Origin of the sequence: Micromonospora craterilacus (genome assembly GCF_003236315.1) — a bacterium.
Classification (GTDB): domain Bacteria; phylum Actinomycetota; class Actinomycetes; order Mycobacteriales; family Micromonosporaceae; genus Micromonospora; species Micromonospora craterilacus.
This window is the reverse complement of sequence record NZ_POTY01000287.1, coordinates 1-7,991: the sequence shown is the minus strand read 5'-3', so window position 1 is coordinate 7,991 and position 7,991 is coordinate 1. Positions and strand designations below refer to the sequence as shown.

9 protein-coding genes and 1 pseudogene are annotated in these 7,991 nt (G+C 72.9%); 3 read left to right on the top strand and 7 right to left on the bottom strand.

Features of this window, described 5'->3' with window-relative positions:
* Window positions 1-43: 43 nt before the first annotated feature.
* From C1I95_RS29800 to C1I95_RS29790, 3 genes and pseudogenes are all read right to left on the bottom strand, one after another.
* Window positions 44-235 (bottom strand): annotated as a pseudogene (locus C1I95_RS29800) (antibiotic biosynthesis monooxygenase family protein); the annotation flags it as partial.
* 30 nt (window positions 236-265) lie between these two features.
* A complete protein-coding gene (locus C1I95_RS29795) occupies window positions 266-1,063 on the bottom strand; it encodes an exodeoxyribonuclease III (protein WP_111218867.1) in 798 nt (265 codons plus the stop codon).
* A gap of 120 nt (window positions 1,064-1,183) precedes the next feature.
* Entirely contained in the window at window positions 1,184-2,101 is a 918-nt protein-coding gene (locus tag C1I95_RS29790; protein WP_111218863.1) for a proteasome assembly chaperone family protein, read from the bottom strand.
* A gap of 192 nt (window positions 2,102-2,293) precedes the next feature.
* Here C1I95_RS29790 and C1I95_RS29785 point away from each other — a divergent pair, with 192 nt between their 5' ends.
* The gene (locus C1I95_RS29785; RefSeq protein WP_111218861.1) at window positions 2,294-3,037 is read left to right on the top strand and encodes an EcsC family protein; all 744 of its coding nucleotides are present in this window, start codon (window positions 2,294-2,296) and stop codon (window positions 3,035-3,037) included.
* 12 nt (window positions 3,038-3,049) lie between these two features.
* Here C1I95_RS29785 and C1I95_RS29780 read toward each other — a convergent pair whose 3' ends face one another.
* Together C1I95_RS29780 and C1I95_RS29775 are read right to left on the bottom strand one after the other, a co-directional pair.
* Window positions 3,050-3,901, bottom strand: coding sequence for a GDSL-type esterase/lipase family protein (locus tag C1I95_RS29780; protein ID WP_111218859.1), 852 nt, complete (start codon window positions 3,899-3,901; stop codon window positions 3,050-3,052).
* A 111-nt stretch (window positions 3,902-4,012) separates the two neighbouring features.
* Entirely contained in the window at window positions 4,013-4,615 is a 603-nt protein-coding gene (locus C1I95_RS29775; RefSeq protein WP_111218857.1) for an antibiotic biosynthesis monooxygenase, read from the bottom strand.
* 140 nt (window positions 4,616-4,755) lie between these two features.
* Here C1I95_RS29775 and C1I95_RS29770 point away from each other — a divergent pair, with 140 nt between their 5' ends.
* A complete protein-coding gene (locus C1I95_RS29770) occupies window positions 4,756-5,019 on the top strand; it encodes a DUF6343 family protein (protein WP_111218855.1) in 264 nt (87 codons plus the stop codon).
* 14 nt (window positions 5,020-5,033) lie between these two features.
* Window positions 5,034-6,446 (top strand): NADP-dependent succinic semialdehyde dehydrogenase, encoded by a 1,413-nt coding sequence (locus C1I95_RS29765; RefSeq protein WP_111218853.1) that lies wholly within the window; start codon window positions 5,034-5,036, stop codon window positions 6,444-6,446.
* 6 nt (window positions 6,447-6,452) lie between these two features.
* On the opposite strand, the gene C1I95_RS29760 is transcribed toward C1I95_RS29765, so the two are convergent.
* A complete protein-coding gene (locus C1I95_RS29760) occupies window positions 6,453-6,986 on the bottom strand; it encodes a GNAT family N-acetyltransferase (protein WP_111218865.1) in 534 nt (177 codons plus the stop codon).
* 54 nt (window positions 6,987-7,040) lie between these two features.
* Window positions 7,041-7,991, bottom strand: a 951-nt coding sequence (locus tag C1I95_RS29755; protein WP_325048874.1) for an alpha/beta fold hydrolase, incomplete at its 5' end; no start/stop codon positions are given.

Sequence of the window (7,991 nt, the reverse complement as noted above, 5' to 3'; positions counted from 1 at the left end):
TATGCGATCGTCGGCAGCGTCAGATGTGTATAATAGACAGGTCCTGGTACGCCTGCTCGCTCTCCCAGCGGGTGTACACGAAGTAGCGGTTCTCGCCGGCCACCGGGCGCAGCAGCTCGAAACCGAGGAACCCGGGGGAGTTCTCCACGGCGCGGGCCCGTGCGGCGAACCGCTTCTCCAACTCCTCGCCGGCGCCGGGCGGAACGTCGATCGCGTTGATCTTCACGACAGCCATGGCTCCACCCTAACGACGTCGGCGGGCCGCTCAGAACGACTCGACCACCGGGACCAGATCGGCGTCGACCACGATCGGAGCGTGGTCCGACGGGCCCTTGCCCTTGCGGGCCTCCCGATCCACGTACGCGGTGCGCACCGCGCGGGCCACCGGCGCCGAGGCGTACACCAGGTCGATCCGCATGCCCTTGTTCTGGTGGAACATCCCGGCCCGGTAGTCCCAGTAGGTGAACGGGTGTGGCCCCTTCATCGGGGTGGGCACCACGTCGGTGAGGCCGAGGTCGCGCAGCGCGGCGAGGGCCGCCCGCTCGGGCGGGGTGACGTGTGTGGAGGTCGTGAACAGCGCCGCGTCCCACACGTCGGCGTCGGTCGGCGCGACGTTGAAGTCGCCGCAGACGGCCAACGCCGGTCCGCCGGTCAGCTCCGCGTCCAGCGCGTCCCGCAGCGCCGCCAGCCAGGCCAGCTTGTACGCGTAGTGCGGGTCCTCGGGGGTGCGGCCGTTCGGCACGTACACCGACCAGACCCGCAGGCCGTCGCAGGTGGCCGCGATGGCCCGGGCCTCCGGCTCGGGGAACCCGGGTTCGCCGGGGAAGCCGACCGTGACGTCGGCCAGGCCGACCCGGGACAGGATGGCCACCCCGTTCCACCGTCCGTCGCTGTGGCTGGCCACCGTGTACCCGAGCTCGCCCACCTCGGCCACCGGGAAGGCGCCGTCGGGGCACTTGGTCTCCTGCAGGCAGACCACGTCCGGCCCGGTGCCGGCCAGCCAGTCGAGCAGCCGGGGCAGGCGGGCCTTCACCGAGTTCACGTTCCAGGTCGCCAGGCGCATGCTGCCAGCCTGCCGCATCCCAGCCCGGTCCGGGTGCCGCCGCACGGGCGCGACGGGTGAGGTGTTAACAAGGGGCCCCTGCTATGCACCAGGCGTTAAGAAGGGGCCCCTCCTTGCATCTCAGGGCGTGTCGTTGTTGGGGCGGGTCTGTTCGGCCAGGAACCGCTCCAGCTCGGCGCCGAGTTCCTCCGCCGTGGGCAGCGGGCCGCTCTCCGCGGCGAGCAGGTTCTGCCCGCTGCGGCCGCGGGCGTACGCGTCGTACTGCTCTTCGAGGGCCAGGACCAGCGCGGCGGCCTCGTCGTTCTGCGCGACCTGACGGTCGATCTCCACCCGGACTACCTCGGCGGACGAACGCAGCCCGTCGCGGGGCAGCAGCAGCCCGGTGCTGCGGGACACGGAGGCCAGCAGCACCTCGGCGGCGGCCGGGTACTCGGCCTGCGCCACGTAGTGCGGCACGTGTGCGGCGAAGCCCAGCGCGTCGCGGCCGGCTTCGCCCAGGCGGAACTCCAGCAGGTGGCCCACGCTGCCGGGGACCTGGACCCGTTGCAGCCACGGTTCGTAACCGGCGATCAGGTCGCGTCGGGTGGCGTGCGCGGTCACCCCGGTCGGGCGGGTGTGCGGCACCGCCATCGGGATCGAGTTGAGCCCGACGGTGAGCCGTACGTCCAGCCGGGCGGCGAGCCCGGCGACGGCGGCCACGAACCGCTCCCACTGCAGATCCGGCTCGGGCCCGGTGAGCAGCAGGAACGGTGTCTCGTCGTCGTCGTGCAGCAGGTGCAGCTCCAGCTCCGGCGCGTCGTAGCTCTCCCAGTGGTCCTCGACGAAGGTCATCACCGGGCGGCGGGAGCGGTAGTCGAACAGCTGGTCCAGGTCGAACCGGGCGATCGGACGGGACTCCAACGACGTGAACAGCTGTTCGCGGGCCAGCCGGCCCGCGTTCCCGGCGTCGACGAAACCGGTGAGGGCCTGGATCAGGACCGGTTGTCCGACGTCGGGCAGATCGTCGGTGAGTTCGTATAGCTCGTGTGGGTCGAGCACCGGTGCGGCCTCCCTGGATGCGCGTAACGGGTCGCCGGGTTGACGGCGGCCCCGATCGCCAGAACGTACCCGCCATCCTGATGCATTCCTGCCGCGCCAGGCCGGCCGGCCCGGTATCGGCGCGTACCGGCCGCCGGGTAGGGCGTTGCCGGGCCGAGGTACACATGGAGGAGCGCCAGCGAAGGGAGAGGGATGAGCGAGCCCGCCGCCGACGGTCAGCCCGGCACCCCTGCCTCGCCCGGCCCCACGCCGACCGGCGAGGCCACCGAGGCCCTGCCGGCCACGCTCTGGGACCGGATGCGTCGGGATCCGCAGTACGCCCCCGAGCACCTCGCGGTCGAAGCGGTACGTCGGCTCGGGCCGGAGGCGGCGCAGTGGGCCGCGCAGGCCCGCGCCGAGCAGCCCGACGCGACCGCCGAGAACCTCGCCGAGCAGGCGGTACGCCGGTTCGTCAACCAGGCCCGGCTCTCCGGTGCCGTGTCCGGCGCCGCCGGGCTGCCGGGCGCGGTGATCGACGTGGGGGTGCTGGCCTGGACCCAGGCCCGGATGGTGCTGCACGTCGCCGCCGCGTACGGGGTGGACCCGGTGCACCCCGACCGGGCCGCCGATCTGCTGGTCCTGCAACGGGTGCACAAGGTCGCCGCGAGCGCCCGGCTGGCGTTGGGGGTCGCGGCCGGCCGAGCGCGGGCCGGCGCGTTGTTCGGCAACGGTGGACAGGCGCCACTGGGCCGGGTGATGCTGCGGCTCGGCGTCCGGCTCGCCCAGATGGCCGGAGTACGCGCGGCGAAGCGGGTCTTCGCCAAGATCGTCCCCGGCGCGGCGATCATCCTGGGCACCTGGGCGAACTCCTCGGCGACCAGCAACCTCGCCGAGCGATCCCGGACCCTCTACCGCCAGCACGGTAACCCTCGCATCCCGGCGCCGCGCCGCCCCTGACCGGCGGTCGGCTCAGTCGGCGTAGCCGGAGGACCGCCAGGTCACGTCGGCGAGGCGGGACTGGCCGGCGGTGTTGGGGTGAAAGTAGTCCAACACGTTGACCAGGTCCAGGTCGAACCGGACCCGGTGCACGGCGCCCCCGTCGTACCGGCAGCGGGAGCCGTACGCCCGGCAGGCGGCCGACAGTTGACCGTTGTAGGCGTCGATCCGTTCCCGGAACGCGGTCCGGCGGGCCTGGTCGGCCGGCGCGTCGGAGGTCGGCTCGGCCAGCAGCGCCGGGCAGACGCCGCGCCCCCAGGCCCGCACCGCGCGCGGCTCGTCGTGGCCGACCTGCCACAGCCGATACAGGTCGGGGATGCTGACCAGCAGGACGCGGGCCTTCGGCCGGCCCTCGCGCAGCACCCGCAGCCCCCGGTCGACCTCGGCCCGGAACTCGGTCACCGGGGTCATCGCGTCGATGGTGCCCCGGCAGGCGTCGTTGGCGCCGATCAGGACGGTCACGTAGTCGGCGCGGTCGCGTACCGCCGCCTCGGCCTGGCCGGCCAGCGCCGCGACCCGGGCCCCCGGGCGGGCGTGGTTGTACGCCTTGTCGCGCAGCGCCGGGTTGCGGTCGAGCAGCCGGCGGTAGTGGCTGTCGACCCGCAGCCCGTCCCCGGTCGACCAGGAGTTGCGTTCGCACGAGGTCAGCACCAGGCAGGAGCCGAACCCGGTGGTGATCGAGTCGCCGAGCGCCGCGACCACCTTGGGGGAGCCGGGCGGTGGTGTGCCGCCGGTCGGCCGGGGCGCCGCTTCCCCGCCCGCGTCGCAGGCCAGCGCGACCAGTGCGAGCAGGCTGACGACGGCGGTGGTCCAGCGTCCAGGCATGACTTCCCCAGCCTCACAGCGCAGAGCGACGGCATGGTGACTCTACGCGTGGGGTGATTGATGGTCACGCGCTGTTGTCGGGGATGCGGCAGACGCCTGTCGGGGCGCCGGTCAGCGTGATATGCGCCAGGGAGCGCGCTGCCCGTGCAGCCACCACTGCAGGGCCCGGGTGATCCGGGGCAGCACCAGGTACGTCATCAGCGGGGTCAGGGTGAGCGTCATGACCAGCACCCGCGCCGGGATGGGCAGGCCCGGCAGGAGCCGCCCGGTCAGCAGGGTCGCGGTCAGGCTGAGCGGGAAGAACGCCAGCCAGATGGTGACCGCCTGCTTCCAGCGTGGCGGCGACGGCGGTACGGTCGGCGCCGCGTCGAGCCGCTCGACGATCTCCTCGCGCGGCGGGTCGAACCAGCCCTCGATGCCGGTCCGCCGCTCGATCCGGGTGTGCTCGACGATGCCCTGCGCCGAGGTCAGCCACCAGTGCCGTTGCGGCGATTCCTCCCAGCGACGCAGCGTGTCCTGGTCCGCGAAGCGGTAGAGCGTGTGCCACTCGCCCGACCCCGGGGCGCTGCGTACCCACCCGGCGCCGAGGAAACCCGGGAACGCCTCGGCCAGCGCCGTGCCGGCCCGCATCCACGCCACCATCTCGTCGGTGCGGGCGGGGTCGGCGCGTCGGGCGACGGCGACGGTCACCGGCGCGGCGTGGCTCACGGTCATGCCCTCCATGTTCCCCGCCGGTGGCCGGATAGGCCGGCTCACGAGGGGTCGATGTAACGCAACGCACCACGCGCGTGCCGTGGGGCGATCCGGGCGCGGCGTCGACGGTTATCCCCGACGTCGGGGGGTAGGTGAGGGTGATGACGAGATCACAGCCCCGGCGTGCCCGCGGCACGGTCGGTCACGCCTACAGCGCGCTGAACCTGAGGCTCGTGCTGGCCAGCTTCGGGCTCGTCATCATGACCGTGTTCGCGGTGCTGGCGTTCCGCGCCGCGCTGATCTGGCTGGGTGTCGTCTGCGTCGTCTTCGCGGTGGTCGCCGTCGTCGACCTGGCCGTCATCCAACGTCGCCGCGCCGCCCGCCGCCGGGAGCAGCCCGGCGTGCGGCACTCGCTCTTCGAGTGACGGGAGTAACCCTGATGACCATCGCCACCACCAACCCCGTCAACGGGCAGGTACTCAAGACGTACGGGGCGATGTCCGACGAGCAGATCGACGGCGCGATCGAACGGGCCGACCTGGCGCATCGACAGCTGCGCGGGACCACGATCGAGCAGCGGGGACGGTGGCTGAACGCGGCGGCCGACCTGCTGGAGGCGGAGCGGGACGAGATCGCCCGGCTGATGACCACCGAGATGGGCAAGACGTTCGCCGCGGCCAAGGCCGAGGTCACCAAGTGCGCCGCCGCCTGCCGCTTCTACGCCGCTCACGCGGCGGAGTTCCTCGCCGACCAGCCGGCCGACGCCAAGGCGGTCTCCGCCACCCGGGCGTTCGTCCGCTACCAGCCGATCGGGCCGGTGCTCGCCGTGATGCCCTGGAACTTCCCGCTCTGGCAGGTCATCCGCTTCGCCGCGCCGGCGCTGATGGCCGGCAACACCGGGCTGCTCAAGCACGCCTCCAACGTGCCACAGACCGCACTGCTGCTGGAGGACGTGTTCCGCCGCGCCGGGTTCCCCGAGGGCGCCTTCACCACCCTGCTGGTCGGCTCCGACGCGGTGGACCGGATTCTGCGCGACCCGCGGGTACGCGCCGCCACGCTGACCGGCAGCGAGGTCGCCGGCCGGTCGATCGCGCAGATCGCCGGCCGGGAGCTGAAGAAGACCGTGCTGGAACTGGGCGGCAGCGACCCGTTCGTGGTGATGCCCTCCGCCGACGTGGAACTGGCCGCCGAGGTGGCCACCACCGCCCGCTGCCAGAACAACGGCCAGTCCTGCATCGCGGCCAAGCGGTTCATCGTGCACGCCGACCTCTACGACGCCTTCGCCGAGGCTTTCGCGCACCGGATGTCGGCACTGCGGGTGGGCGACCCGATGGACGACAGCACCGACGTCGGGCCGCTGGCCACCGAGCGGGGCCGCGACGAGGTCGACGCCCAGGTGTGCGACGCGGTCGACAAGGGAGCCACGGTGCTGTGCGGCGGGGACAAGCCGGCCGGCGAGGGCTGGTTCTACCCGCCGACGGTGGTGACCGACCTGGCCCCGGGGATGCGGATGTGGGCCGAGGAGGTGTTCGGGCCGGTCGCCGGGCTGTACCGGGTCTCGTCGTACGACGAGGCGATCGAGCTGGCCAACGGCAGCGCGTACGGCCTCGGGTCGAACGCCTGGACGCGCGACCCGCAGGAGCAGGAGCGCTTCGCCACCGACCTGGCGGCGGGGGCCGTCTTCATCAACGGCATGACCACGTCCTACCCGGAGCTGCCGTTCGGCGGGGTGAAGAACTCCGGCTACGGCCGGGAACTGTCGGCCCAGGGCATGCACGAGTTCTGCAACGTCAAGTCGGTCTGGGTCGGCGAGGGGGTGGCCTCGGCCGGGGCCGGCGCCCACGCCGAGTAGCCGCGCTCAGCCCAGGCGTCGGACGAGGACCTGCCCCGGCCAGGGTGGGCGGCCCGGACGCTCCACGGTGAACGGGTCGGTGGCGGTGAAGCCCTGCCGCTCGTACCAGCGCACCAGCGCGCCGTCGTCGCCGGCGTAGCAGTCCACCCGGAGCAGCGGCACGCCGCGCTCCCGGGCCAGTTCGGCGGCGTGCGCCAGCAGCCGGCCGCCGATCCCCGCCCCGGCGTGCGCCCGGTCGGTGACCAGCAGGTTCACGTACAGCTCCGGTTCGGTGGCCGGCGGCACGTACTCGGTCGCCGCGCCCACCACCAGCGCACCGACCGGCCGGTCCGTTGCCTGCGCCAGCCAGAGTCCACCGCCGCCGGCCCACGCGTCGGCCTGGGCGATGCGGCGTGGATCCGTCGAGGCCGGCTCGGTGCCCCACTGGCCGGGGCGGCCCCGCGCCACCAGCCAGGCGGTGGCGTCGTCGAGCAGCCGCAGCACCGCCGGGGCGTCCGCCGGCCCACCGGGACGCAGCAGGAAAGTCGGTTGGTCGGTCATGGCCGCCATGCTGCTACACCGGGGAGGTCGGCGGCCCGGCGAGGGTGCTTCCCGCTACCGCAGGAAGTCCAGCAGTTGTCGGACGGTCTCCTCGGGGGCCTCTTCGGGGATGAAGTGGCCCACCGGTACCGGCCCGCCACGAACGTCGTCGGCCCACTCGCGCCAGATGGCGAGGGGATCTTCGTAGAGTTGCGCGACGGAACCGCGCTGGCTCCAGAGGAAGAGCACCGGGCAGCCGATCTTCCGCTTGCCGCGGTCCGCCTCGTCCTGCTGGAAGTCCACGGTCGCGGCGGCCCGGAATTCCTCGCAGATCGCGTGGACGGTGGCCGGGTCGCGGAACTTCTCGAGGTAGGCGGCGCGCATCTCGGCCGGGAAGGCGTCCTTCACCTGCGGCCACCGGTCGAGCATGAAGTCGACCAGGACCTCCGGCGCGGCGCCGATGAACTGCTCCGGCACCGGCTCCGGCGCGGCCAGGAAGGACCAGACCCAGTACGCGAGGCTGAACCGGTGGTCGGCGCGCCTCCAGGCGTCGCCGGTCGGGATGACGTCCATCACCGCCAGGCGGCTGACGGCGTCGGGCTCGTCGAGCGCGAGCCGGTAGGCGCAGCGTGCCCCGCGGTCGTGACCGACGACCCGGAACCGGTCGTGGCCGAGCGTCCGCATGACTTCGATCTGGTCCCGAGCCGTCGCCCGCATGCTGTACGGCTCATGGTCGGCGGTGCTGGGCGGCTTGCCGCTGTCACCGTAGCCGCGCAGATCGGTGGCGACCACCGTGTAGTGCTCGGCGAGGTGGGGCGCCACCCGATGCCACATGAGGTGGGTTTCCGGAATGCCGTGCAGGAGGAGCACCGGCGGTCCGCTGCCGCCGAGGCGTCCGTGAATCGTCGCGCCCGAGGCGCGGATGTCGAATTCCTCGAAACCGTCGAACACGCGTGGTGGCCCCCGTTCCGCACCCGCGATCGACGCTATCAGCGGGCCGGGGGACCGTCCGGGGTTCCGTACTGC

Bases quoted from the DNA above. Each gene is read 5' to 3' on its own strand.
- C1I95_RS29775 (WP_111218857.1), bottom strand. From the start codon at position 4,615: ATGACCGTGAGCCACGCCGCGCCGGTGACCGTCGCCGTCGCCCGACGC.
- C1I95_RS29780 (WP_111218859.1), bottom strand. From the start codon at position 3,901: ATGCCTGGACGCTGGACCACCGCCGTCGTCAGCCTGCTCGCACTGGTC.
- C1I95_RS29795 (WP_111218867.1), bottom strand. From the start codon at position 1,063: ATGCGCCTGGCGACCTGGAACGTGAACTCGGTGAAGGCCCGCCTGCCC.
- C1I95_RS29765 (WP_111218853.1), top strand. From the start codon at position 5,034: ATGACCATCGCCACCACCAACCCCGTCAACGGGCAGGTACTCAAGACG.
- C1I95_RS29760 (WP_111218865.1), bottom strand. From the start codon at position 6,986: ATGACCGACCAACCGACTTTCCTGCTGCGTCCCGGTGGGCCGGCGGAC.
- C1I95_RS29785 (WP_111218861.1), top strand. From the start codon at position 2,294: ATGAGCGAGCCCGCCGCCGACGGTCAGCCCGGCACCCCTGCCTCGCCC.
- C1I95_RS29770 (WP_111218855.1), top strand. From the start codon at position 4,756: ATGACGAGATCACAGCCCCGGCGTGCCCGCGGCACGGTCGGTCACGCC.